27 protein-coding genes are annotated in these 22,934 nt (G+C 68.7%); 25 read left to right on the top strand and 2 right to left on the bottom strand.

Going from position 1 to position 22,934, the window contains the following annotated elements; genetic code table 11:
- Window positions 1-57: 57 nt before the first annotated feature.
- The gene (locus ASD19_RS10135; protein WP_235563024.1) at window positions 58-498 is read right to left on the bottom strand and encodes a DUF6918 family protein; all 441 of its coding nucleotides are present in this window, start codon (window positions 496-498) and stop codon (window positions 58-60) included.
- Between the two features lie 146 nt (window positions 499-644).
- Here ASD19_RS10135 and ASD19_RS10140 point away from each other — a divergent pair, with 146 nt between their 5' ends.
- The 13 genes from ASD19_RS10140 (at window position 645) to ASD19_RS10200 (ending at window position 15,857) form a co-directional block, all read left to right on the top strand.
- Window positions 645-1,784 (top strand): hypothetical protein, encoded by a 1,140-nt coding sequence (locus ASD19_RS10140; RefSeq protein ID WP_055992100.1) that lies wholly within the window; start codon window positions 645-647, stop codon window positions 1,782-1,784.
- Between the two features lie 16 nt (window positions 1,785-1,800).
- On the top strand, window positions 1,801-2,283 hold the full coding sequence (locus ASD19_RS10145; RefSeq protein ID WP_055992103.1) for a hypothetical protein: 483 nt from the start codon (window positions 1,801-1,803) through the stop codon (window positions 2,281-2,283).
- A gap of 182 nt (window positions 2,284-2,465) precedes the next feature.
- The gene (locus ASD19_RS10150) at window positions 2,466-3,131 is read left to right on the top strand and encodes a hypothetical protein (protein WP_055992105.1); all 666 of its coding nucleotides are present in this window, start codon (window positions 2,466-2,468) and stop codon (window positions 3,129-3,131) included.
- Between the two features lie 286 nt (window positions 3,132-3,417).
- Window positions 3,418-3,786, top strand: a complete 369-nt coding sequence (gene rpsL / locus ASD19_RS10155; protein WP_018171438.1) for a 30S ribosomal protein S12 — start codon at window positions 3,418-3,420, stop codon at window positions 3,784-3,786.
- 5 nt (window positions 3,787-3,791) lie between these two features.
- The gene (rpsG, locus tag ASD19_RS10160) at window positions 3,792-4,262 is read left to right on the top strand and encodes a 30S ribosomal protein S7 (RefSeq protein ID WP_055992108.1); all 471 of its coding nucleotides are present in this window, start codon (window positions 3,792-3,794) and stop codon (window positions 4,260-4,262) included.
- Window positions 4,263-4,370: 108 nt separating this feature from the next.
- The gene (fusA, locus tag ASD19_RS10165; RefSeq protein WP_055992111.1) at window positions 4,371-6,485 is read left to right on the top strand and encodes an elongation factor G; all 2,115 of its coding nucleotides are present in this window, start codon (window positions 4,371-4,373) and stop codon (window positions 6,483-6,485) included.
- Window positions 6,486-6,624: 139 nt separating this feature from the next.
- Window positions 6,625-7,818 (top strand): elongation factor Tu, encoded by a 1,194-nt coding sequence (gene tuf / locus ASD19_RS10170; RefSeq protein WP_055992114.1) that lies wholly within the window; start codon window positions 6,625-6,627, stop codon window positions 7,816-7,818.
- A 193-nt stretch (window positions 7,819-8,011) separates the two neighbouring features.
- Complete coding sequence (locus tag ASD19_RS10175; RefSeq protein WP_055992117.1) at window positions 8,012-8,644, top strand: VanZ family protein; 633 nt, start codon at window positions 8,012-8,014, stop codon at window positions 8,642-8,644.
- A 113-nt stretch (window positions 8,645-8,757) separates the two neighbouring features.
- The gene (locus tag ASD19_RS10180; RefSeq protein WP_055992120.1) at window positions 8,758-10,872 is read left to right on the top strand and encodes a glycosyl hydrolase; all 2,115 of its coding nucleotides are present in this window, start codon (window positions 8,758-8,760) and stop codon (window positions 10,870-10,872) included.
- Between the two features lie 153 nt (window positions 10,873-11,025).
- Window positions 11,026-12,702, top strand: coding sequence for a DUF4012 domain-containing protein (locus tag ASD19_RS10185; protein ID WP_235563025.1), 1,677 nt, complete (start codon window positions 11,026-11,028; stop codon window positions 12,700-12,702).
- A 246-nt stretch (window positions 12,703-12,948) separates the two neighbouring features.
- A complete protein-coding gene (locus ASD19_RS10190; protein ID WP_327040712.1) occupies window positions 12,949-14,403 on the top strand; it encodes a sugar transferase in 1,455 nt (484 codons plus the stop codon).
- Between the two features lie 152 nt (window positions 14,404-14,555).
- Window positions 14,556-14,771: an Rv0909 family putative TA system antitoxin gene (locus tag ASD19_RS10195; protein ID WP_055992130.1), complete on the top strand. Its 216-nt coding sequence runs from the start codon at window positions 14,556-14,558 to the stop codon at window positions 14,769-14,771.
- 228 nt (window positions 14,772-14,999) lie between these two features.
- A complete protein-coding gene (locus tag ASD19_RS10200) occupies window positions 15,000-15,857 on the top strand; it encodes a hypothetical protein (protein WP_055992133.1) in 858 nt (285 codons plus the stop codon).
- 106 nt (window positions 15,858-15,963) lie between these two features.
- Here the strand turns inward: ASD19_RS10200 and ASD19_RS14845 are convergent, their stop codons facing one another.
- Window positions 15,964-16,179 carry an endonuclease domain-containing protein gene (locus ASD19_RS14845; RefSeq protein ID WP_235563026.1) on the bottom strand — a complete coding sequence of 72 codons (216 nt, stop codon included), beginning with the start codon at window positions 16,177-16,179 and terminating at the stop codon, window positions 15,964-15,966.
- Between the two features lie 1,077 nt (window positions 16,180-17,256).
- On the opposite strand from ASD19_RS14845, the gene rpsJ reads away from it, so the two are divergent.
- The 12 genes from rpsJ to rplN are packed head-to-tail and all read left to right on the top strand — an operon-like array spanning window position 17,257 to window position 22,931.
- Window positions 17,257-17,565 (top strand): 30S ribosomal protein S10, encoded by a 309-nt coding sequence (rpsJ, locus tag ASD19_RS10210; RefSeq protein ID WP_055992136.1) that lies wholly within the window; start codon window positions 17,257-17,259, stop codon window positions 17,563-17,565.
- Between the two features lie 14 nt (window positions 17,566-17,579).
- A complete protein-coding gene (gene rplC / locus ASD19_RS10215) occupies window positions 17,580-18,239 on the top strand; it encodes a 50S ribosomal protein L3 (protein WP_055992139.1) in 660 nt (219 codons plus the stop codon).
- 5 nt (window positions 18,240-18,244) lie between these two features.
- Entirely contained in the window at window positions 18,245-18,904 is a 660-nt protein-coding gene (gene rplD, locus ASD19_RS10220; protein ID WP_055992142.1) for a 50S ribosomal protein L4, read from the top strand.
- On the top strand, window positions 18,901-19,200 hold the full coding sequence (rplW, locus tag ASD19_RS10225) for a 50S ribosomal protein L23 (protein WP_055992145.1): 300 nt from the start codon (window positions 18,901-18,903) through the stop codon (window positions 19,198-19,200). The genes rplD and rplW overlap by 4 nt, the downstream gene beginning before the upstream one ends.
- Before the next feature lie 22 nt (window positions 19,201-19,222).
- Window positions 19,223-20,062 carry a 50S ribosomal protein L2 gene (gene rplB / locus ASD19_RS10230; RefSeq protein WP_055992148.1) on the top strand — a complete coding sequence of 280 codons (840 nt, stop codon included), beginning with the start codon at window positions 19,223-19,225 and terminating at the stop codon, window positions 20,060-20,062.
- A gap of 11 nt (window positions 20,063-20,073) precedes the next feature.
- Window positions 20,074-20,355 (top strand): 30S ribosomal protein S19, encoded by a 282-nt coding sequence (gene rpsS / locus ASD19_RS10235; protein ID WP_055992152.1) that lies wholly within the window; start codon window positions 20,074-20,076, stop codon window positions 20,353-20,355.
- A 25-nt stretch (window positions 20,356-20,380) separates the two neighbouring features.
- Complete coding sequence (rplV, locus tag ASD19_RS10240) at window positions 20,381-20,776, top strand: 50S ribosomal protein L22 (protein WP_055992155.1); 396 nt, start codon at window positions 20,381-20,383, stop codon at window positions 20,774-20,776.
- Entirely contained in the window at window positions 20,776-21,534 is a 759-nt protein-coding gene (rpsC, locus tag ASD19_RS10245; RefSeq protein WP_055992158.1) for a 30S ribosomal protein S3, read from the top strand. The genes rplV and rpsC overlap by 1 nt, the downstream gene beginning before the upstream one ends.
- Complete coding sequence (rplP, locus tag ASD19_RS10250; protein WP_055992161.1) at window positions 21,534-21,953, top strand: 50S ribosomal protein L16; 420 nt, start codon at window positions 21,534-21,536, stop codon at window positions 21,951-21,953. The genes rpsC and rplP overlap by 1 nt, the downstream gene beginning before the upstream one ends.
- Entirely contained in the window at window positions 21,953-22,258 is a 306-nt protein-coding gene (gene rpmC, locus ASD19_RS10255; RefSeq protein WP_055992163.1) for a 50S ribosomal protein L29, read from the top strand. Before rplP ends, rpmC begins: the two co-directional genes overlap by 1 nt.
- Window positions 22,258-22,566 carry a 30S ribosomal protein S17 gene (gene rpsQ / locus ASD19_RS10260; RefSeq protein ID WP_055992166.1) on the top strand — a complete coding sequence of 103 codons (309 nt, stop codon included), beginning with the start codon at window positions 22,258-22,260 and terminating at the stop codon, window positions 22,564-22,566. Before rpmC ends, rpsQ begins: the two co-directional genes overlap by 1 nt.
- Window positions 22,563-22,931 carry a 50S ribosomal protein L14 gene (gene rplN / locus ASD19_RS10265; RefSeq protein ID WP_055992168.1) on the top strand — a complete coding sequence of 123 codons (369 nt, stop codon included), beginning with the start codon at window positions 22,563-22,565 and terminating at the stop codon, window positions 22,929-22,931. Before rpsQ ends, rplN begins: the two co-directional genes overlap by 4 nt.
- Window positions 22,932-22,934: the final 3 nt, after the last annotated feature.

The raw sequence follows: 22,934 nt of genomic DNA on the forward strand, positions 1-22,934 counted from the left end.
GAGGGAGCGAAGCGACCGAGTCGAAACCCCCGAAGCCGCTGCCGGCGCTTGCCTCGCTCAGCTGGCGTGCCGTTGCAGCGCGGCGCCGAGCCGGGGCAGCGCGGCCCGGACGTGCGCGGCCGCCGAACCGCGGAATGCGCGGTACGTGCGCTGCACCACGTCGCGCGACGTCGTGCCCACCTTCGCGTCGGTCGCGGCGAGAAGCGCCGCCGAGGCCTCATCCCCGCGCCCCGCGAGGTACGCGCCGAAGTCGTGGCCGCCCGACGTCCGGAAGTCGGCCCAGAACGGATCCAGCGCACGGGCGACGTCCGGCAGCAGGCGCTTCGCCGCCTTCGGCACGGCGTCGGGGACGACCTTCGTCACACCCGAGTACGCGGCCTTGACGGCGGCGCCCGAGAGGCCTTTCTTGTCGGCGAGCTCCGCATCGACGACCCGGACGAGGTCGGCGATCACGGCCGGCCGGGTGGAGTCGGCGAGCAGGGTTCCGGACAGAGTCATGGTCATCCTTCCGATCGGGAGCGGGGACACCCACGTTACGGGCCTCCTCGGATCGACCGCGGCGAGGCTCCCCGGCCCTGTCCGCTCCGACCGGTACCCTCGGGCAAGGCAGGGGACCGTCCCCGACATCGTGAGGAGTGCTTCGAATGAGTGACGCCCAGGGTCGTGACCGCGAGCCCATCACCGGCGAGCCCATCGAGGGATCGGCCGAGCCGGCGCCCACGGCGGATGACGCCGCCCGAGCCGAGCACGCCGACACCGACGCCTCCGGCGCGGACGTCGCGCACACCGAGGCCGCCACGGGCGACCCGGGTGCCGAGGGCGAGCCCCCCGCGCCGACGTCCGACACCGGCGACATCCCCGCGTCGCGCCGGGAGTTCCGCAACACGGGCGCGATCGACACGGTGGCGTCGCCCCAGGACGATGCGGCCGTGACGCGGCCCGCGGCTGACGAGACGCCCGCCGCCGAGGAGCCCGACTACGCGGCGCTCGCGGCCGACCTCGACGCCCTCGAGAACCGGGGCGCGACGACCACGCTGCCCACGCGCTCCGCCGACGCGGGCGAGCCCGCGAAGAGGCCCGACCCCTGGTTCGAGCCCGCCGACACCACGCAGACCTTCACGGCCAGCGACGCGTACGACGCGCCGCCCGCCGAGCCCGCGATCACCGCGAGCGAGCCGGTCGCTCCCGAGCACGCCGCCCCCGCGGCGCCGCCGGCGCAGCTGCCGATCTTCGTGCAGGCCCCCGAGCCGCCGCGCGCCAAGGGCAACCGCGGTGCGTCCGGCGCGATCGGCATCCTCGCCGCGCTGGTGTTCGCGGTGCTGTACTTCGGCGCGACGCTGGGCTACCGCGCGCTGCTCGGCCAGGTGTCGACGGACAACGTCGCCGACGCGTCGCTCGAGCTGCTCACCTCGTTCGAGCTCTGGGTGCCGGTCGTCGTCTTCTTCCTGGGCTTCTGGCTGCTGGGCGCCCTCGTCAACCGCGCGCGCTGGGCCGCGTGGGTGCTCCTCGGGGTCTTCGTCGGCGCGATCGCGTACCTCGGTCACATCGCCGGACAGCTGGTGCAGGCGCCGTTCTGGAACATCACGCCCAGCGAGGGCTTCCAGCTCGTCGAGGAGCAGCTGCTGTCGCCGCTGGCGATCGCCGCGTTCGTGTTCGGCCGCGAGATCACCATCTGGTTCGGCGCCTGGGCCGCCCGCCGCGGCGCCCGTGTGACCGAGCGCAACGCCGAGGCGCAGGCCGAGTACGAGCGCACGCTCGAGGCCGGTCCCAAGCTGAGCAGGTGAGGTCGCCGCGAACAGCATGACGTCGCCGGGAGCGCCCGGGAGGTTCCCTCCCGCGGCGCTCCTCGCGTTCGCGGTCGCGGGATACGTGGCGCTGGTCGTGTTCGCCTCGGGCCTGCTCAGCCTCGCGACCGACCGGGACGTGATCGCGACGCCCGGGCTGAGCCCCGTCCCCGGCCCGCTCGCCGCCGGCGTCGCCGCGCTGGCGTTCGCCGCATCCCTGTGGCCCGCGCTGCGGCAGGAGCACCCGAAGTACACCGCCGTGATCGGCGTCGCGCTGTCCACGGCGCTCGCGCACCTGGCCGCCCTCTGGATCCTGGCGCTCGTGTTCGGCGCGGACGTGGCGACCGCGACGGGCGCGGTCGGGGGAGCGGCCACGAGCTGGACCTCGGCGGTCTTCGCCGGGGCCGCGGTGGTCGCCGGATGGGCCGCCCTCGCCGTCCGCCGCACCCACGCCCACCGCCCCCAGTGGCCCTGGGAGCAGGACGAGGACGGGGAGTAGCGGCGGCGGGGCGGTGCGTTTCGTCTCCGCTTCGCTCCGCTTCGCTCCGCTCAACGACCGCCACTCAACGACCGCAGTAACAGAGATGCCGGTCGTTGAGCGGAGTGAGCGCCAGCGAACGGAGACGAAACGGTCCAGGCGTCCTGCGGCGCTGAGCGCCCTCCCGCGCCTACGCTTATGGCGTGGAGCGCTCACTCGAGACGCAGGTGAGCCAGGCGGTCGACGCCTGGCTGCGCTGGGTGCCGCGCTGGGAGCCGGCCACGCACCGCGGCCGGGTCGCGCCGTGCCGGCGCTGCCTCGGGTCGCCCATCCTGTCGTCCGCGGGCCTGGGGTCGGATGTGCCGCACGGCGTGCAGCACGGGCTCTCGACCAGGATCAAGACCATCGTCGACCAGGCGGTCGCCGAGTACACGTCGCGCAATCTTCCGATGCTCCAGGCCGAGCTGGATCAGCAGGCCGCCCGCAACCGCGCGCGCAGCTACCGGCCGACCGAGGGCCTGGACCCCGAGTTCGAGGGGCTGCCGCTCGACCCGGATCCCGTGCCGGGCGCCCCGTTCCTGTTCACCCTGTCGGGCCTGGCGAGCGAGGAGGAGGCGCAGGTGCCGAGCCTGCCGCCGCTCTCCGAGGAGGCCAAGGCGGCGCTGCGCCGCGAGGTCGCGCTCGCGGACGAGTACGCCAACCTCATCGGACGCGAGGTGTGCGGCATCCTGCTGCACCACCGGCTGCGCATCCACGCGGCGGTCGTCGAGTTCGTCGAGCCGCAGATCGAGGCCATGCTCGCCGAGCTCACCCAGAGCCTGGACGCGCCGTTCGACCCGCACGATCCGGGCGACGGCCTGACCCTCTGAGCGCTTGCACCGACGGTGTCCAGGAGGGTGGAGCGACACGCCGTGAGCCGTGCGATGCGCTATCATGATTCGGTGTGCGTGTAGGCGCGCCCGCTTGCGTGCGCGTGAACCACACATAGGGAACGACCTGCGAACAGGTCACCCCCACGGCATACCCACCACCTCAAACGCTCGACACATCCTGTCGCGCGGGTGGGTCTACGTGAAACCGCGTCGCAACACCGAGCAACACGTCGCGATGCGGGGAACAACCCGCTGTCACCGTGCAGCCCAACTAGGAGAGAACGTGCCAACCATTCAGCAGTTGGTTCGCAAGGGCCGTTCGCCGAAGGTCTCGAAGACCAAGGCGCCCGCCCTGAAGGCGAACCCGCAGCAGGCGGGTGTCTGCACCCGCGTCTACACGACCACGCCCAAGAAGCCGAACTCGGCCATGCGCAAGGTCGCCCGTGTGAAGCTCCGCAACGGCACCGAGGTCACCGCCTACATCCCGGGCGAGGGCCACAACCTGCAGGAGCACTCGCTCGTGCTGGTCCGCGGTGGTCGTGTGAAGGACCTCCCCGGTGTCCGCTACAAGATCGTCCGCGGTGCGCTCGACACCCAGGCTGTCAAGAACCGTAAGCAGGCTCGCAGCCGCTACGGCGCGAAGAAGGGCTGAGTCAGATGCCTCGTAAGGGACCCGCCCCGAAGCGCCCCGTCGTCAACGACCCGGTCTACGGCGCTCCGATCGTCACGCAGCTCGTGAACAAGATCCTCGTCGACGGCAAGAAGTCGATCGCCGAGAACATCGTCTACACCGCCCTCCAGGGCGTCGAGGCGAAGAACGGCCAGGACGCCGTCGCGACGCTCAAGAAGGCGCTCGACAACGTCCGCCCGACCCTCGAGGTCCGCAGCCGCCGCGTCGGCGGCTCGACCTACCAGGTGCCGGTCGAGGTCAAGCCGCACCGCGCGAACACGCTCGCGCTGCGCTGGCTCGTCAGCTACGCCAAGGGCCGTCGTGAGAAGACGATGACCGAGCGTCTGATGAACGAGATCCTCGACGCCTCGAACGGCCTCGGCGCCGCCGTGAAGCGTCGCGAGGACACGCACAAGATGGCCGAGTCGAACAAGGCCTTCGCGCACTACCGCTGGTAAACAGCACCCCGCATCCACGGATGCGGATCCGCCGGCCCCGGATGACGGGACCCGCCGTCCGGGGCCGGCACCCACGCTCTACTCCACACCACACGTAAGGAACCGCAAGTGGCACAAGAGGTGCTCACCGACCTCAAGAAGGTCCGCAACATCGGCATCATGGCGCACATCGATGCCGGTAAGACCACGACGACCGAGCGCATCCTGTTCTACACGGGCGTCAACCACAAGATCGGTGAGACGCACGACGGTGGCGCCACGACCGACTGGATGGAGCAGGAGCAGGAGCGTGGCATCACGATCACGTCCGCTGCTGTGACGTGCTTCTGGAACAACAACCAGATCAACATCATCGACACCCCCGGCCACGTGGACTTCACGGTCGAGGTGGAGCGCTCGCTCCGCGTGCTCGACGGCGCCGTTGCCGTGTTCGACGGCAAGGAGGGCGTGGAGCCCCAGTCGGAGACGGTGTGGCGTCAGGCTGACAAGTACAACGTGCCCCGCATCTGCTTCGTCAACAAGATGGACAAGCTGGGCGCCGACTTCTACTTCACGGTCGACACGATCGTCAACCGCCTGAAGGCCAAGCCGCTCGTGCTGCAGCTGCCGATCGGCGCCGAGAACGACTTCGTCGGCGTCATCGACCTGGTCGAGATGCGTGCGCTGGTGTGGCCGGGCGACGCCAAGGGCGACGTGACCATGGGCGCCAAGTACGACGTCACCGAGATCCCCGCCGAGCTCGCCGACAAGGCGGCCGAGTACCGCGAGAAGCTGCTCGAGACGGTCGCCGAGACCGACGAGGCGCTGCTCGAGAAGTACTTCGGCGGCGAGGAGCTCTCGGTCGAGGAGATCAAGGGCGCCATCCGCAAGCTCACCATCGCCAGCGAGGTCTACCCGGTCCTCTGCGGCTCGGCGTTCAAGAACCGCGGCGTGCAGCCGATGCTCGACGCGGTCGTCGACTACCTCCCGTCGCCCCTCGACGTGCCGGCCATCGAGGCCCACGACCCGAAGGACGAGGAGAAGATCATCGAGCGTCACGCCGACGCCTCGGAGCCCTTCGCCGCGCTGGCCTTCAAGGTCGTCTCGCACCCCTTCTTCGGTCGTCTGACCTACATCCGCGTGTACTCGGGCTCGCTCGAGTCGGGCGCCCAGGTCGTCAACTCGACCAAGGGCAAGAAGGAGCGCATCGGAAAGATCTTCCAGATGCACGCCAACAAGGAGAACCCGGTCGACTCGGTCACCGCGGGTCACATCTACGCGGTCATCGGCCTCAAGGACACGACCACGGGCGACACGCTCTCGGACGCCGCCAACCAGGTCGTCCTCGAGTCGATGACGTTCCCGGAGCCGGTCATCGAGGTCGCGATCGAGCCCAAGACGAAGGCCGACCAGGAGAAGCTGGGTCTCGCGATCCAGAAGCTCGCGGAGGAGGACCCGACGTTCCGCGTCGAGAACAACGCCGAGACCGGTCAGACCGTCGTCAAGGGCATGGGCGAGCTGCACCTCGACATCCTCGTGGACCGCATGAAGCGCGAGTTCAAGGTCGAGGCCAACGTCGGCAAGCCGCAGGTGGCGTACCGCGAGACGATCCGCAAGGTCGTCGAGCGTCACGACTACACGCACAAGAAGCAGACCGGTGGTTCGGGTCAGTTCGCGAAGATCCAGTTCAAGCTGGAGCCGCTCGAGGTGACCGCCGACAAGACCTACGAGTTCGTCAACGAGGTCACCGGTGGCCGCATCCCGCGCGAGTACATCGAGCCCACCAACCAGGGCTTCCAGGACGCGATGAACACGGGTGTCCTCGCGGGCTACCCGATGGTCGGCGTCAAGGCGACCCTGGTCGACGGCGCCTCGCACGACGTCGACTCCTCGGAGATGGCGTTCAAGATCGCCGGCTCGATGGGCTTCAAGGAGGCCGTCCGCAAGGCGAACCCCGTGCTGCTCGAGCCGCTCATGGCGGTCGAGGTCCGTACTCCCGAGGAGTACATGGGCGACGTCATCGGCGACCTGAACTCGCGTCGCGGTCAGATGCAGTCGATGGAGGACGCGCAGGGCGTGAAGGTCATCAAGGCCCTCGTCCCGCTGTCCAGCATGTTCGGCTACATCGGCGACCTGCGTTCGAAGACGTCGGGCCGCGCTGTCTACTCGATGGAGTTCGACAGCTACGCCGAGGTCCCGAAGGCCGTCGCCGACGAGATCATCCAGAAGGGCAAGGGCGAGTAATCGCCTCAGCCTGATGGGCTCGGCGGGGAGCACACGCGTCTCGAACGCGGCGGGGGAGGAGCTGCGGGTCGTCAGCGGGGCGATGCCGAGCTCGCGCTCGATCCGGCCATGATCCATGAACCGTCCTGAGGAGGACCCAGTGGCTAAGGCCAAGTTCGAGCGCACCAAGCCGCACGTGAACATCGGAACGATCGGTCACGTCGACCACGGCAAGACGACGCTCACCGCGGCGATCTCGAAGGTGCTCGCCGACAAGTACCCGTCGGACGTCAACGTCGTGCGCGACTTCTCGTCGATCGACTCGGCTCCCGAGGAGCGCCAGCGCGGCATCACGATCAACATCTCGCACGTCGAGTACGAGACGCCGAAGCGCCACTACGCTCACGTCGACGCCCCGGGTCACGCCGACTACATCAAGAACATGATCACCGGTGCCGCCCAGATGGACGGCGCGATCCTGGTGGTCGCCGCGACCGACGGCCCGATGGCCCAGACGCGTGAGCACGTCCTGCTCGCCAAGCAGGTCGGCGTTCCCTACCTGCTCGTCGCGCTGAACAAGGCCGACATGGTCGACGACGAGGAGATCCTGGAGCTCGTCGAGCTCGAGGTCCGCGAGCTGCTCTCGTCGCAGGGCTTCCCCGGCGACGACGCTCCGGTCGTCCGCGTCTCGGGCCTCAAGGCTCTCGAGGGCGACGAGAAGTGGGTGCAGTCGATCGTCGAGCTCATGGAGGCCGTCGACGAGTCGATCCCGGACCCGGTGCGCGACCGCGACAAGCCGTTCCTGATGCCGATCGAGGACGTCTTCACGATCACCGGCCGTGGCACGGTCGTCACGGGCCGCGCCGAGCGTGGCACGCTGGCCATCAACTCCGAGGTCGAGATCGTCGGCATCCGCCCGACGCAGAAGACCACGGTCACGGGTATCGAGATGTTCCACAAGCAGCTCGACGAGGCCTGGGCCGGCGAGAACTGCGGTCTCCTGCTCCGTGGTCTGAAGCGCGAGGAGGTCGAGCGCGGCCAGGTCGTCGTGAAGCCGGGTTCGGTCACGCCGCACACGAACTTCGAGGGCACCGCGTACATCCTGTCGAAGGACGAGGGTGGCCGCCACAACCCCTTCTACACGAACTACCGCCCGCAGTTCTACTTCCGCACCACGGACGTGACCGGCGTCATCTCGCTGCCCGAGGGCACCGAGATGGTCATGCCCGGTGACACCACGGACATGACGGTGGAGCTCATCCAGCCCATCGCCATGGAGGAGGGCCTCGGCTTCGCGATCCGTGAGGGTGGCCGCACCGTCGGCGCCGGCACGGTGACCAAGATCATCAAGTAAGTACCTCCAGTACTGGCTTCGGGAGCGGGGTCGGATCTTCGGATCCGGCCCCGCTTTCGTGTTCTCTGGGGGTCGTGGAGCGGAGCGACGCAGGGCCCCCGGTCGTTGAGCGGAGCGAAGCGGAGTCGAGACGTCTCCGAACTCACCCTGCGCGCTCCGCTCCTCCACAGCCCCACCCGGTACCGTGCCCCACATGACCGACGTCCTCGGCCCGAAGCCCCCGCGCAGCCACGCCCGCATGTGGGTCACCACCCTGCTGCTGCTCGTCTACGCGGGCTTCGTCTCCCTCGTGACGCTGTGGCCGGATCCGTCCGACCTGGAGTTCGGCAGCATCGCCGAGCGCGTGCTGCGGGTGCTCCACCGCTTCGGCGTGCCCGAGTGGTTCGGCTTCAACGAGCTCGAGTTCGCGGCGAACGTCGCGATGTTCGTGCCGCTGGGCTTCCTGCTCGGGCTTGCGCTGCCGCGACGCGCGTGGTGGCTGGCGCTCTTCTTGCTGCCCGGGTACTCCGGCTTCATCGAGTTCACGCAGGCGACGGTGCTCGAGTCCCGCGTCTCGACCCTGCTGGATGTCTTCGCCAACACGAGCGGCGGGTACATCGGCCTGCTCCTGGCGATGATCCTGCGGGCCATGATCCACGCGCGCGACCGCCGGATGATCGCCCGCGCGATCTGGGAGCGCGACGCCGAGCTGATCGCCGCGCGGCGGCGGCCGGTGCCGCCTGGCCTCGCCGAGCCGTGGGACGACCCCGCCGATCGCATCTTCGGCGCGCCCAGGGCGCGTACGGCGGACGACGTCCCCACGATGCAGCTGCCCATCGAGCGCTGACCGTCACCGGGCCGCGCGACGCGGGCCGGTTCGGAGTCCGAACCCTCACGCGGTAACGTCGAGGAGACCCGAGGCCCATCCGACCCGCCGCTGCGCGCAGACCCCGGAGTGAGATGTCGATCAAGACCTGGTTCGCCGAGCACCTCAATCCGAAGCATTGGACCGTGAAGACGCGCGTCGTCGTCGCGAGCGTCACGGCCCTCGCCCTCGCCGGAGGCGGCGTGGGCGCGGCGTTCGCGCTTCGCTCCCCGGCGCCGCCCATGGCGTCTCCGTCGGCGACGCCCACCGCCACGGCCTCGCCCACGCCGACTCCCACTCCGACGCCGGAGCCGGGCGAGCTTCCCCGAGCGGCGGCCGCGCGCGCGACAGTGGCGGGCTGGTCGTTTCCTTCGGCTGCCGCCCTCCCCGGCGTGCTTCCTGAAGTCGGCAGTGCCTCCGATGGAACGGTCGCGCTAGTGATGGATGCCCCGGCAGTCACGGAGACGCTCGTCGCCGCCGCGGTGACGATCCCGATCGAGCCCCACACGGACTACAGGCTGTCATTGGATGTCCGTCGGCTCGGACCGGAGGTCGCGGACATGCCCGTCGAGCTCTCCCTGGGGGGAGAGCCGATCGAGTTGCCGGCGCTCGGCAGCACCTGGTGGTCGATCGAGCACACGTTCACCAGCTCCGGGGGCCAGTCGTCGGTGGACTTCCAGATCGCTCTGACCGGGCCGATCAGGGGATTCGGCCTGGACGCGATCTCGCTCGTCGGGCCGGACGGTGTGGAGCACGTGCCGAACGGGTCCTTCGAGGAGGTGGAGGGCGAGTGGGGCATCCTCAACGACGCGCTGATCCTGAACGAGCGGATGGCCACCCTCGCTGTGAACATGGCCCCCGGGCCCGCAACGTGGGTGGCCACCCGCCGCGACGGGTCAGAGATCGCCAGGGGGGATGCCCAGCTCGGTGATGGAGTCTCGGCGCTTCCGCTTGACGGCCTGCCTCAGGGGTACTTCGAGATCCGGGTCACCGACTCGTCGGGTGCGTCGATCACGACCCCGGTCGGGCTCGTCTCCTCCCCTCACGCATATATTCCGCTCGACGGTCGCTTCGGCGCGCACGTCCACCCGACGCAGGAGACCTATTCCGATGCACCCGCCGCCGCAGCGGCGCTGGGGCTGGGAGCGGTTCGCCAGAACTTCACATGGTCCATCAGCGAGCAGCAGCGGGGCGTCTACGATTTCCGCGACGATGAGGTCGCCGGCGCCGTGAACGCACGCGCGAGAGGGCTCGGGGTCCTTGGCATCGCAGGGTGGGGGAACAAGCTCTACGATGCCGGACTCACCCCCCACTCGGCGGATGGGCTGGCCGGGTACGGCAACTTCGCCGCGGCGGTCGCGCAGAACTTCGACCTCATCGGGTTGGAGCTGTTCAACGAGTTCAACATCCCCGTCTTCAACCCCGGGCCGTGCGGCCTCACCGGTGACTGCTACTACCCCTTGGTCGAGGCGGCGTACGGTCGAGTGAAAGCCGTCGCACCTGACCTTCCGGTCATAGCCGGCGTGACGGGCAACTATGACGACACGTTCTTCGAGCAGCTCTGGTCCCGTGGCGGGCTGGCCCACTCCGATGCGACGAGCTTCCACCCTTACCAGGTGTACTTCGGTCCCGAAGGACTGGATGGCGTCGTCCGCCAGGCGCGGGACACCATGAACCGCCACGGCGGAGCCGAGCCGATCTGGGTGACGGAGCTCGGCTGGACGAGCAAGACCGGCGACGTATCGCTCGAGGAGCAGGGGGCGCGACTGGTTCGCGCTCAGTCGACCGCCCTGGCGGCCGGTGTCGAGCGGTTCTTCTGGTACGACCTGATCAACGACACCACCGAGCCGGCCGATCACGAAGGGAACTTCGGGCTGTTCTGGCAGAAGCGCGACGGCGTCGCGGCCCAGCCGCCCAAGCCGGCGGCGTTCGTGCAGGCGCTGTTCATCGCCGCCCTCGACGGCGCCCCGTTCCGGAACGTCGACCGCATCGATGGGGTGCGGTCCGTTTCGTTCGGTGAGCCGGGTCGGACCGTGAAGGTCGTGTACCCCACGGCAGGGTCGACCACGGTGGAGTTCCCGGCCTGGGATACGGTGACGGTCACGGGGCTGTCCGGTCAGGTGGCTGAGGTCGAGCCTGCCGAGGGCAGGGTTTCGATCGAGCTGGACGAGATCCTGCTCGTGTCCGGAGGCGTGGGGGAGGCGCCGTAGGTTCGCGGGCTGGTGCACCGGCCGCGCCGAGGGATCGTCCAGTGGTGCTCTCGTAGGCTGAGCAGGATGGCTGCTTCAACGGACAATCGCACCGCCCCCACGCGCGGGCATACCCGCGCGAAGGCGAGGACGTCACGGCGCGCCCGAGTGGTCGTGATCTCGACCGCGTGCGCCCTTCTGCTCATCCTGCTCGCCGTGGCGTGGCTCGGCTTCCGAGTCCTGAGCGTGAGGTCGGAGCTCACCGCAGCGAGGGGCGTCGTCGCCCAAGTGCAGGCCGGCGCCGACGTAGACGGATCCCTGGATGCGCTCGGCGGACACGGGGAGGCGGCCGCTGCGGCGGCGGCGGATCCCATCTGGCGGGCGGCCGAGGTCGTCCCGTTCGTGGGTCCCAACCTCCGCGCGGTGCGACTCGCCTCGGAGTCGCTTGACGTGCTCGCGAACGATCTCGGCCGACCGGCGATGGCGGCGGTCGGCGCCGATAGTGCTGATCCGGTGTTTGCGCGGGTGCTGCCCATACTCGCCGAGGCCGAACCGCGCCTCACGCAGCTCGCCGGTGACCTGGAGGCCGTCAGGGGAGATGAGTCGCTCGTCGGAGACGTCCGAGACGGCGTCGACACGGTCGCGCCCCTGCTTTCGGGCGCCGCCGAGGCGCTGCCCGTCGTGTCCGAACTGCTCGGGGCGAACGGCCCGAGGAATTACCTGCTGGTCTCTCAGAACAACGCCGAGGCGGTGGGTCTCGGGGGGTCGGCGGCATCGCAGACGCTGCTGCGCGCCGACGCCGGCCGGATCGAGATCGTCGGGCAGGCGAACAGCCGCCTGTACCGCAACAGCCAGAAGGTCCCAGTCGAGGTGCCTGATAGTGCTCTCGCCCTCTACAGCGACTACCTGGTGCATCACATCAACACGTCGTCCAGCCGTCCGGACTTTCCCACGATGGCGCAGATCGTGGCTGCGTGGTGGCAACGCGACATCGCGCCCGACCAGATCGACGGTGTGATCTCGATCGACCCGATCGCCCTCAGCTACGTCCTGCGCGCGACCGGTCCCGTCCAACTCGCCACCGGCGAGGAGTTGAACGAGGGTAACGCTGTACGACTCCTGCTCAACGAGATCTACGTGCGCTGGGGGTCGTATCAGGAAGCGCCCCTCGTGGACGCCTTCTTCGCGAGTGCCGCGACGTCGATCTTCGACGCTCTCACGCGCGGGGACTTCGACCCGATGGCGATGGTGAGCGCGCTGAACGACGGAATCGAGAACGGCTCGATCATGTTCTGGAGTGCGCACGAAGAGGTCCAGCAGACGATCGCCCCATTGCGGGTGGCGGGGATCCTCCCCGACGACAACGCGGACTCGACGACCATCGGCGTCTACTACCGCGACGAGTCGATGTCGAAGATCGACTACTACATGAAGTCCGCGGTCGGCGTGGAGGAGTCGTGCGTGGACGGGGTGAGATCCTTCGCCGTCAGCTCGACGCTTCACATGGACATCTCGCAGACGGAAGCGGACCTCCTCCCGCAGTACATCGCGAGCGGCCACTGGGGATCACAGCAGTTCCGCACACAGGTCTACATCTACGGTCCTCCGGGAACGACAGTCGAGAGCGTGACCGTGAACGGGCGTGATGTGCACGTGGCACGCACCGACGTCCAGGATCTCGGCAGGCCGGTGGCCTGGTTCACCACGAACCTGGTACCGACCGAACGCGCGAGCGTCACCGCCGTGTTCTCCGGCGAGGATGGTGATTACGGTCCCGTCGACATCCGATCCACCCCGATGATCAACAAGACCGGGACGGAGCTCGCGACCGAAGGCTGCGCCGCGCGCTGATTGTGCAGTCGTGGGGACAGGTCCCCGCGTCGCTCAGGACGGCCGGTGCTTCACCCGCGAATCGTCTGTGAGCGGGGTAGACTGCCACGGTCGCCGTTCGACGGCAACGGGAGGCTTAGGGCTTGACAACCGAGATCACGCGGGCCGAGCAGGGCAAGACGGGTGCGCCGGGGGGGCGTCTCGGTTCGCAGGACCCCGGCGTCGTTCCCGGCGGTCGTGAGGACCGCGAGCGGGGGCATCCCGGTCGTGAGCGGGGCAGCCGGATCGAGGTTCGACTGGCGCAAGCGCTACGCGCGGATGCTGCGCCTGACCGACCTTCTCGTCATCGCCGCCGTGGTCTTCGGCACGCAGTTCGGATGGCTCGGTCTGCACGCCAATATCTCGATGCCGATCCCGACCTGGCCGGGTCTGTCGTCGTACACCCTGCTCTCGGCATTGATCGTGTTCCTCTGGATGATCGTGCTGGCGCTGAACGACACCCGGTCAGAGCGGGTCGTCGGCGTCGGCGCGGAGGAGTACCGGCGCATCTTCGACAGCAGCTTCATGCTGTTCGGCGTCATCGCCATCGTCGCTTTCGCGCTGAACATCTCGATCGCCCGCGGTTACCTCTTCATCGCGCTTCCGCTCGGCGTCTTCCTGCTCATCACCGAGCGGTATCTCTGGCGCCACTGGCTGCGTATCCAACGCGCCAGAGGCGAGTACTCCGCCAACGTGCTGCTGGTGGGATCCGAGGCGAGCGTGGCCCACATGGCCCGGGAGCTCAAGCGCGCCAGCGGCGCCGGCTATCACGTGGTCGGGGCGTGCATCCCGACCGGTCGGGTGGCGGCCGAGCTGGCGGGCACCGACGTCCCGGTCATGGGCAGCGTGGACTCGATCGAGCGTGCGATCAGCGTGACAGGTGCGGACACCGTCGTGATCACGAGCACCGACGCGATCGGACCGCAGCGGGTCAAGGAGATCTCGTGGGCGCTCGAGTCGGGGCGCCAGCATCTGGTCCTCGCCCCGAGCATCACGGACATCGCGGGCCCGCGACTCCACATGCGGCCGGTCTCCGGGCTTCCGCTGATGCACGTCGAGACGCCGCGATTCTCCTCGGGGCAGCGGTTCGTCAAGCGGATGATGGACCTCTTCTGCGCATCTCTTCTGGTGGTGCTGCTCAGCCCCGTGTTCCTCGTGCTCGCGGTGCTCGTGTGGGGCACCTCGAAGGGGCCGATCATCTACCGCCAGAAGCGCGTCGGACGGCACGGGCGCGAATTCGAGATGCTCAAGTTCCGCTCGATGGTCGCCGACGCGGACAAGCAGCTCGCCTCCCTGCTCGACATGCAGGACATGGGCAACTCGGTGCTGTTCAAGATGCGCAACGACCCCCGCGTCACGCCGGTGGGCCGCATCATGCGGAAGTACAGCCTCGACGAGCTGCCGCAACTCTTCAACGTGATCGGCGGCTCCATGTCGCTCGTGGGGCCCCGCCCGCCGCTGCAGCGCGAGGTGGACCAGTACGCGGACCACGTGCACCGCCGGTTCCTCGTCAAGCCCGGCATCACCGGCCTCTGGCAGGTCTCAGGCCGGTCGAAGCTGTCGTGGGACGACAGCGTGCGCCTCGACCTCTCCTATGTCGAGAACTGGAGCGTGATGGGCGACATCGTGATCCTGTTCAAGACGGGCAAGGCCGCGCTCCTGCCCGGCGACACCGTCGCCTGACGCGCCGGCCGGTCATCACCGCGGGCAGTCCTGCCCATGACGCAGTGCGTCGCCACTCCCGCTGGATGGGTTCCCCGCCGCGCGTCCGCCTGACACAATGGCGGCGACGCGTCCGATCTGCGGACGCACCGAACCCTTTGGGAGGGGAAATCATGGGCTTCGACGATCTCGTGAACCAGGGCAAGGAACTCTTCGAGCAGAACAAGGACAAGCTCCAGGACGCGCTCCAGAGCGCCGAGGCCGAGGGCGTCAGCGACTCGGTCCTCGACAAGGTCACGGACTTCGCCAAGGGCGTTCTGCCGGACGACCTCGACGCGCAGATCGACCAGATCCGCGACAACGTCGACGGCGCCGTCGGCGACGAGTAAGCAGCAGCGGCTTCCGACGCCCCCGCCCTCACCGGGCGGGGGCGTCGTCGCGTTCGCGGGGCTCGGGCGGATCCAGGTAACGAACAGGTAACGCCCACGGGTCGTCCAGACCAGTCGGTAACGGTAGGGGGTCCCCATTCGCCGCGGCCGCCACCCGAAGGCCCTGCCGCGTGATGCGCCGCTGCGCGCGATGGCGAGTGCGGACGTACCCGATGAGAAACGCAAGGTATGTCGCACAACACACCCGAAACACCCCTGCTCACCCCGTTCCCGCGCCCGAACCACCTCTCGCTGCTGCGCCGTGAGCGCCGAGCCCGCCAGCGGCGCCGCCTGCTCGGCGTCGCGGTGGCCGCCGGCCTGATGCTGTCGGGCACCGCGGCCGTCGCGGCGACCGCGCCGCCTCCGGGGGCGCGCACCGTCGCCGAGCCGACCCGGGGCGCCGACGACGCCACGGCGGCCGCCGTCGCCGAGGCCGCGCTCGACCGGGCCGAGAAGGCGCTGTCCCAGGCGCACGCCGAGGCTGACACCAGCAAGCTCCGCGCGAAGCTCGACGAGCTCAGCGACTACGAGAAGCTGCCGGCCGTCGTGATCAGCGGCGAGGTCGTCGAGACCGAGCACGCCACGCAGGACCTCGTGGCCCAGACGGCCGCCCTCGTGCGCGAGGACGAGGAGGAGGCCCGCCGCGCCGCCGAGGAGGCCGCTCGCAAGGCCGAGGAGGAGGCCGCGCGCAAGGCCGAGGAGGAGCGCCAGGCGGCCGAGGCCCTCGCCGCCGCGAACACCCCCGCGGGCGCGCAGGCGACGGCCCAGCGCATGGCGGCCGAGGTGTACGGCTGGGGCGCCGGCGAGTTCAGCTGCCTGGTGTCGCTGTGGAACAAGGAGTCGGGCTGGAACTACCAGGCCATGAACCCCTCGAGCGGCGCCTACGGCATCCCGCAGTCGCTGCCCGGCGACAAGATGGCCACGGTCGCCTCGGACTGGGCGACCAACGCCACGACCCAGATCACCTGGGGCCTCGACTACATCTCGCGCGCCTACGGCAGCCCCTGCGCGGCGTGGGGCCACTCGCAGGCCGTCAACTGGTACTGACGCACCCGGCAGATCCGAAGGGATCCGCACATCCGAAGCCCGTTTCGTCCGATCCGCGCTTCGGGATGGCGGATCCCTTCGGCTGTGCGGGCGGCGTGCGCCGTCGTCACGCCGCCTTGTGCAGGCCCTGCGCGATCGCGCGCAGGATGAGGTCCTGCACCTCCTCCCAGTGCTCGTAGATCTGCTGCGACGTCACGCGGATCACGTGGTAGCCGTGCAGTCGCAGGATCGCGTCGTGCGCGTTGTCGGACGACCGCTGCGCGCCGACGTGGTGCGCGCCGTCGACCTGCACCACCAGGCGCTCGCCGATCAGGAAGTCCACGCGGTGCCCGTAGAGCCAGAATCTGCGATCGGATGAGCATCCGCAGCCAGCGGAGCCGGGTGAACACGAACGTCTCGAGGCCCGAATCCCGGAACGGCGACACCTCCGCCAGCAGCCGACGCGCGGCCGGAGAGAGCCGGTAGCGCCCGAACGAGTCGCGATCGACGAGGCCCTGCTGGAACGCCGAGTCCCACGCGGCGAGCGACTCCTCGTGCGGCTGGCAGTCGGCGATGAGCGCGAGGACGTTCTCGATCGGGTCCTCGAGTTGCCCGGGATGACGCGGTATCAGTGGCTGGGCCCAGTGGACGTGCGCCTTCTTCACCACGACGGACGCCGGCGCGAGAGCGCCGACGTGCACCAGGTCATCGGCCGCCCTCGTCCACAGCCCCAGCCGTTCAGCCTGGGTCACGCATGTAAGCACCACTCCCGAGACGGCTGCCCGGACGAGCATCTGATCCGCGCAGCCGGGAATGTAGACCCATCCCCGGCGCGGACGCCTGAGCGCGCCGCGTGCGACTGCTCCGTCGATTTCGTGCCGAGAGAAGCCGGCGTCGCGGAGCGCACGTGTGCGGGCGATCCCGCCCTGCGCGGCGAGGTGTGCGAGGAGATCCATGAGGCCACCGTGGCAGTCGCCAGGCTCGCTTGAGGCGGCCATCCGCTGCGGCGGAACAGGTGAGCCGCGGATGATCGCTGTGGACGAGAGTCGCCGATGCTTCCGGTGGGCGAGGCTGGGAGGGTGCCGAACGCCCTCCCGAGACCCGCGTGATTCCGCGGGATCTCGCGCGACACGCCCGGGTTGCTCTCGTGCCGCCCGGGGTGGCAGAATAGACAAGTTCCACATTCCTGCGTGCGCTCCCTCGGGAGGACTGCGCGGGATCACTGCCAGGGCAGTGCACAGACCTGAAGGTCTGGGCCGCGGGCAGGAGAACGAAATCACACACCCACCTCGCAGAGGCTGCTCTGCGCGCGTGGACTGACATGTGAACACGACCCACAGGGGTCAGCCCGAAGGGTATCCGGAGGGTACGTGCGTCCAATGCCCGTGAGGTACGACGCGTAAAGAGAGTGAGCAGACAAATGGCGGGACAGAAGATCCGCATTCGCCTGAAGTCGTATGACCACGAGGTCATCGACACGTCGGCGCGCAAGATCGTCGACACGGTCACCCGTGCGGGTGCTCAGGTCGTGGGCCCGGTGCCCCTTCCGACCGAGAAGAACGTGGTCGTCGTGATCCGTTCGCCCCACAAGTACAAGGACAGCCGCGAGCACTTCGAGATGCGCACCCACAAGCGCCTCATCGACATCGTGGACCCGACGCCGAAGGCCGTCGACTCGCTCATGCGTCTCGACCTTCCGGCCGACGTCAACATCGAGATCAAGCTCTGAGGCTGGGGATCGACATGGCTGACATCAACAACAAGATTTCGAAGGGCCTGCTGGGCACCAAGCTCGGCATGACCCAGGTGTGGAACGAGAACGGCAAGCTCATCCCCGTCACGGTGATCGAGCTCGCGCCGAACGTGGTCACGCAGATCCGCACGGCGGAGAAGGATGGCTACTCGGCCATCCAGATCGCCGCCGGCGCGATCGACCCGCGCAAGGTCAACAAGCCGCTCTCGGGCCACTTCGAGGCCGCGGGCGTCACGCCCCGCCGTCACCTCGCGGAGATCCGCACGGCCGACGCCGCCGAGTACTCGCTGGGCCAGGAGCTCACGGTCGACGGCACCTTCGAGGCCGGCCAGCTCGTCGACGTCGTCGGCACGAGCAAGGGCAAGGGCACCGCGGGTGTCATGAAGCGCCACAACTTCAAGGGCGTCTCGGCTTCGCACGGTGCGCACCGCAACCACCGCAAGCCCGGTTCGATCGGCGCCTCGTCGACCCCGAGCCGCGTCTTCAAGGGCATGCGCATGGCCGGCCGTATGGGCGCCGAGCGCGTGACCGTCCTCAACCTCACGGTTCACGCCGTCGACGCCGAGAAGGGTCTGCTGCTCGTCAAGGGCGCCGTCCCCGGCGCGCGCGGCCGCACCGTGTACGTCCGCAACGCTGTGAAGGGGGCCTGAGTTAGATGGCTGACTCGACTCTCGCTCTCGACGTTCTGGGCATCGACGGCAAGAAGGCCGGCTCGGTCGAGCTGCCCGCCTCGGTGTTCGACGTCAAGACGAACATCCCGCTGATCCACCAGGTCGTCGTCGCGCAGCTCGCCGCGGCTCGCCAGGGCACCCACTCGACCAAGCGTCGCGGTGAGGTCTCGGGCGCCGGCCGCAAGCCCTTCAAGCAGAAGGGCACGGGTAACGCCCGTCAGGGCTCGATCCGCGCGCCGCACATGACCGGCGGTGGCATCGTCCACGGCCCGAAGCCGCGCGACTACTCGCAGCGCACCCCCAAGAAGATGATCGCCGCCGCCCTCGCGGGCGCGCTCAGCGACCGTCTGCGGGGCGAGCGCATCCACGTCGTCGAGTCGTTCGGTGTGACCGAGCCTTCGACCAAGGCCGCCGCCTCCTTCCTCGCGAAGGTGTCGCCTGCCAAGAACGTGCTCGTCGTGCTCGACCGCGAGGACGACTTCGGCTACCTGAGCGTGCGCAACCTCGGTTACGTGCACGTGCTGATGGCCGACCAGCTGAACGCCTACGACGTGCTCGTCTCGGACGACATCGTCTTCACCAAGGCCGCCATCGACGCGTTCATCGCGCAGAAGGCCGGCGCCACTGAGGAGGTCTCGGCATGACCGCCGTCCAGAAGGACCCGCGCGACGTCATCCTGAAGCCGGTCGTCTCGGAGAAGAGCTACGGTCTCATCGACGAGGGCAAGTACACGTTCATCGTGGACCCCCGCTCGAACAAGACCGAGATCAAGCTCGCGATCGAGAAGATCTTCGGCGTCAAGGTGGCTTCGGTCAACACGATCAACCGCGTCGGCAAGGCCCGCCGCACCCGCTTCGGCATCGGCAAGCGCAAGGACACCAAGCGCGCCATCGTCACGCTCAAGTCGGGCACCATCGACATCTTCACGGCAGTCGGCTGACGGTCGGGGAGGAAGAGAGAACATGGCTATTCGCAACTACAAGCCCACGACCCCCGGTCGCCGCGGCTCGTCGGTGGCAGACTTCGCCGAGATCACCCGGTCGACGCCTGAGAAGTCGCTGCTCCGCCCGCTCGCCAAGACGGGTGGCCGCAACAACCAGGGCCGCATCACGACGCGCCACATCGGTGGTGGCCACAAGCGCCAGTACCGCGTGATCGACTTCCGTCGCAACGACAAGGACGGCATCGACGCGAAGGTCGCGCACATCGAGTACGACCCCAACCGCACGGCGCGCATCGCGCTCCTGCACTACGTGGACGGCACGAAGCGCTACATCCTCGCGCCGAACAAGCTGCAGCAGGGCGACGTCGTCGAGTCGGGTCCGAACGCGGACATCAAGCCCGGCAACAACCTGCCGCTGCGCAACATCCCGACCGGTACCGTCGTGCACGCCATCGAGCTGCGCCCCGGTGGCGGCGCGAAGATGGCGCGTTCGGCCGGTGCCGCGGTGCGTCTCGTCGCCAAGGACGGCCCCTACGCGCAGCTCCGTCTGCCGTCGGGCGAGGTCCGCAACGTCGACGCCCGCTGCCGCGCCACGATCGGCGAGGTCGGCAACGCCGAGCAGTCGAACATCAACTGGGGCAAGGCCGGCCGCAAGCGCTGGAAGGGCGTCCGCCCGACCGTCCGCGGTGTCGCCATGAACCCGGTCGACCACCCGCACGGTGGTGGTGAGGGCAAGACCTCCGGTGGCCGTCACCCGGTCACCCCGTGGGGTCAGCCTGAGGGCCGCACCCGTCACGCCAACAAGGAAAGCGACAAGCTCATCGTGCGTCGCCGTAACGCCGGCAAGAAGCGCAAGTAGGAGTAAAGAAGATGCCCCGCAGTCTGAAGAAGGGCCCCTTCGTCGACGAGCACCTGCTGCGCAAGGTGGTCTCGCAGAACGAAGCCGGCACCAAGAACGTGATCAAGACCTGGTCGCGTCGCTCGATGATCATCCCGGCCATGCTCGGCCACACGATCGCCGTGCACGACGGTCGCAAGCACATCCCGGTGTTCGTCACCGAGACGCTTGTCGGCCACAAGCTGGGCGAGTTCGCGCCCACCCGCACCTTCCGCGGCCACGAGAAGGACGACAAGAAGGGCCGTCGCCGCTGACCGCGGTGACGCAAGAGGAGAAGAAATGGTGGAGTCCATCGCACGCGTGCGACACATCCGCGTGACCCCTCAGAAGGCTCGTCGTGTCGTCGCGCTCATCAAGGGCAAGCAGGCCCAGGAGGCGCTCGCGATCCTGAAGTTCGCGCCGCAGGCGGCTTCCGAGCCGATCTATAAGCTCGTCGCGTCGGCCATGGCCAACGCGCAGGTCAAGGCCGACAAGGACGGCGAGTACCTGGACGAGCAGGACCTGTTCGTGGCGAACGCCTACGTGGACGAGGGCACGACGCTCAAGCGTTTCCAGCCCCGTGCCCAGGGCCGCGCGTTCCAGATCAAGAAGCGCACGAGCCACATCACGGTCGTGCTCTCGACGCCGGCGGTCGCGGAGACCGCTGACGCCGACAAGAAGAAGGCGAGCAAGTAATGGGACAGAAAGTCAGCCCCTACGGCTTCCGCCTCGGCATCACCACGGACCACGTCTCGCGCTGGTTCTCGGACTCGACGAAGCCGGGTCAGCGGTACGCCGACTACGTGGCCGAGGACATCAAGATCCGCAAGCTGCTGCAGACGAACCTCGACCGTGCCGGCGTGAGCCGCATCGAGATCGAGCGCACGCGTGACCGCGTCCGCGTCGACATCCACACGGCCCGCCCGGGCATCGTGATCGGTCGTCGTGGCGCGGAGGCCGAGCGCATCCGCGGCGAGCTCGAGAAGCTCACCGGCAAGCAGATCCAGCTGAACATCCTCGAGGTGAAGAACCCCGAGGCCGACGCTCAGCTCGTCGCCCAGGGCGTCGCCGAGCAGCTCAGCGCCCGCGTGGCCTTCCGCCGCGCGATGCGCAAGGGCCTGCAGGGCGCCCAGCGCGCCGGCGCCAAGGGCGTCCGGATCCAGGTCTCGGGCCGCCTCGGCGGCGCGGAGATGAGCCGTTCGGAGTTCTACCGCGAGGGTCGTGTGCCGCTGCACACGCTGCGCGCGAACATCGACTACGGCTTCTACGAGGCCAAGACCACCTTCGGCCGCATCGGCGTGAAGGTCTGGATCTACAAGGGCGACCTCACCAACAAGGAACTCGCGCGCGAGCAGGCCAACATGAAGCCGGCCCGCGACCGCGATCGTGGCGGCCGCCGTGGCCCGCGTCGTGACGACGCGCAGGCGCCGGTCGCGGAAGGAGCTTCGGCGTAATGCTCATCCCCCGCAAGGTCAAGTACCGCAAGCAGCACCACCCCAAGCGGGATGGCGCGGCGACGGGTGGCACCAAGGTCTCCTTCGGTGAGTTCGGCATCCAGGCCCTCACGCCCGCGTACGTGACGAACCGTCAGATCGAGTCCGCTCGTATCGCCATGACGCGTCACATCAAGCGCGGCGGCAAGGTGTGGATCAACATCTACCCCGACCGTCCGCTTACGAAGAAGCCCGCCGAGACCCGCATGGGTTCGGGTAAGGGCTCGCCGGAGTGGTGGGTCGCCAACGTCAAGCCGGGTCGCGTCCTCTTCGAGGTCGCCGGCGTCAACGAGCAGCTCGCTCGTGAGGCCCTGACCCGTGCCATTCACAAGCTGCCTCTCAAGGCACGCATCATCAAGCGCGAGGAGGGCGACGCGTAATGGCGATCGGCACCAAGGAGCTCGCCACGAGCGAGCTCGACACGTTCGAGGACCAGCGCCTCGTCGAGGAGCTGCGCAAGGCCAAGGAGGAGCTGTTCAACCTGCGCTTCCAGTCGGCCACCGGCCAGCTCGAGAGCCACGGTCGCATCCGCGCCGTCAAGCGCGACATCGCGCGGCTCTACACCGTCATCCGTGAGCGCGAGCTCGGCATCCGTGCCACGCCCGCTCCGGCCGAGGTGAAGGCCAAGAAGAACAAGGCGAAGAAGTCGGACGAGACTTCGGTCGCCGAGGGAGAGGCTGAGTGATGGCCACCGAGAAGAAGGTCGGCGAGCACGCCGAGCACGACGTCCGCGACGCGGACGCCCGTGGCTACCGCAAGTCGGTCCGCGGCTACGTCGTGAGCGACAAGATGGACAAGACGATCGTCGTCGAGGTCGAGGACCGCGTTAAGCACCCCCTCTACGGCAAGGTCATCCGTCGCACTAAGAAGCTCAAGGCGCACGACGAGCAGAACACCGCCGGCATCGGCGACCTCGTGCTCATCAACGAGACCCGTCCGCTGAGCGCGACCAAGCGCTGGCGCCTGGTTGAGATTCTGGAGAAGGCCAAGTGATTCAGACCGAGTCCCGCCTCAAGGTCGCCGACAACACCGGCGCGAAGGAGCTGCTCACGATCCGCGTCCTCGGTGGTTCGAACCGCCGTTACGCCGGCGTGGGCGACACCATCGTCGCGACGGTCAAGGACGCGATCCCCGGCGGCAACGTCAAGAAGGGCGACGTCGTCAAGGCGGTCGTCGTCCGCACCGTGAAGCAGACGCGCCGCGCTGACGGCTCGTACATCAAGTTCGACGAGAACGCCGCCGTGATCCTGAAGAACGACGGGGAGCCCCGCGGCACCCGCATCTTCGGCCCGGTCGGCCGCGAGCTTCGTGACCGCAAGTTCATGAAGATCGTCTCGCTCGCCCCGGAGGTGCTGTAAGCA

This window comes from Microbacterium sp. Root53, assembly GCF_001426925.1.
In the GTDB taxonomy this organism is placed as follows: Bacteria; Actinomycetota; Actinomycetes; order Actinomycetales; family Microbacteriaceae; genus Microbacterium.

Excerpts from the sequence above, each read along its gene's own strand:
- ASD19_RS10135 (WP_235563024.1), bottom strand. The coding sequence starts at position 498 with ATGACTCTGTCCGGAACCCTGCTCGCCGACTCCACCCGGCCGGCCGTG.
- ASD19_RS10140 (WP_055992100.1), top strand. The coding sequence starts at position 645 with ATGAGTGACGCCCAGGGTCGTGACCGCGAGCCCATCACCGGCGAGCCC.
- ASD19_RS10145 (WP_055992103.1), top strand. The coding sequence starts at position 1,801 with ATGACGTCGCCGGGAGCGCCCGGGAGGTTCCCTCCCGCGGCGCTCCTC.
- rpsG (WP_055992108.1), top strand. The coding sequence starts at position 3,792 with ATGCCTCGTAAGGGACCCGCCCCGAAGCGCCCCGTCGTCAACGACCCG.
- ASD19_RS10175 (WP_055992117.1), top strand. The coding sequence starts at position 8,012 with ATGACCGACGTCCTCGGCCCGAAGCCCCCGCGCAGCCACGCCCGCATG.
- ASD19_RS10180 (WP_055992120.1), top strand. The coding sequence starts at position 8,758 with ATGTCGATCAAGACCTGGTTCGCCGAGCACCTCAATCCGAAGCATTGG.
- ASD19_RS10195 (WP_055992130.1), top strand. The coding sequence starts at position 14,556 with ATGGGCTTCGACGATCTCGTGAACCAGGGCAAGGAACTCTTCGAGCAG.
- ASD19_RS10200 (WP_055992133.1), top strand. The coding sequence starts at position 15,000 with ATGTCGCACAACACACCCGAAACACCCCTGCTCACCCCGTTCCCGCGC.
- rpsJ (WP_055992136.1), top strand. The coding sequence starts at position 17,257 with ATGGCGGGACAGAAGATCCGCATTCGCCTGAAGTCGTATGACCACGAG.
- rplC (WP_055992139.1), top strand. The coding sequence starts at position 17,580 with ATGGCTGACATCAACAACAAGATTTCGAAGGGCCTGCTGGGCACCAAG.
- rplD (WP_055992142.1), top strand. The coding sequence starts at position 18,245 with ATGGCTGACTCGACTCTCGCTCTCGACGTTCTGGGCATCGACGGCAAG.
- rplW (WP_055992145.1), top strand. The coding sequence starts at position 18,901 with ATGACCGCCGTCCAGAAGGACCCGCGCGACGTCATCCTGAAGCCGGTC.
- rplB (WP_055992148.1), top strand. The coding sequence starts at position 19,223 with ATGGCTATTCGCAACTACAAGCCCACGACCCCCGGTCGCCGCGGCTCG.
- rpsS (WP_055992152.1), top strand. The coding sequence starts at position 20,074 with ATGCCCCGCAGTCTGAAGAAGGGCCCCTTCGTCGACGAGCACCTGCTG.
- rplV (WP_055992155.1), top strand. The coding sequence starts at position 20,381 with ATGGTGGAGTCCATCGCACGCGTGCGACACATCCGCGTGACCCCTCAG.
- rpsC (WP_055992158.1), top strand. The coding sequence starts at position 20,776 with ATGGGACAGAAAGTCAGCCCCTACGGCTTCCGCCTCGGCATCACCACG.
- rplP (WP_055992161.1), top strand. The coding sequence starts at position 21,534 with ATGCTCATCCCCCGCAAGGTCAAGTACCGCAAGCAGCACCACCCCAAG.
- rpmC (WP_055992163.1), top strand. The coding sequence starts at position 21,953 with ATGGCGATCGGCACCAAGGAGCTCGCCACGAGCGAGCTCGACACGTTC.
- rpsQ (WP_055992166.1), top strand. The coding sequence starts at position 22,258 with ATGGCCACCGAGAAGAAGGTCGGCGAGCACGCCGAGCACGACGTCCGC.